Source organism: Streptomyces oceani (genome assembly GCF_001751245.1).
GTDB classification, from domain to species: Bacteria; Actinomycetota; Actinomycetes; order Streptomycetales; family Streptomycetaceae; genus Streptomyces; species Streptomyces oceani.
The window spans coordinates 1-214 of sequence record NZ_LJGU01000009.1 but is presented as its reverse complement, the minus strand read 5'-3'; the positions used below and the strand labels follow the sequence as shown (position 1 = coordinate 214).

1 pseudogene is annotated in these 214 nt (G+C 78.5%); it reads left to right on the top strand.

Annotated elements, in window-relative coordinates:
• A pseudogene (locus AN216_RS00045) lies at positions 1-188 on the top strand (hypothetical protein); the annotation flags it as partial.
• Positions 189-214 lie beyond the last annotated feature (26 nt).

The window sequence follows — 214 nt, the reverse complement described above, 5'->3', positions numbered from 1 at the left end:
GGATCGCCGGCGCCGAGCGGGGCGCGGGCGATCCACTCGGCGCCGGCGGATACGACCCCGGGAGCCCCGGTCTCGGCGGCGAGGCTTCCGGGGCCGGGTTCCGGGCGCGTACGCACCCGGTGGACACCGAGGAGCGTCCGCCGATGCGGGAGATACCGGAGTACACCGCCCGCCGCCGAGCCGCCTGAACGGGCGGGCGGGACCGAAGGCGGAC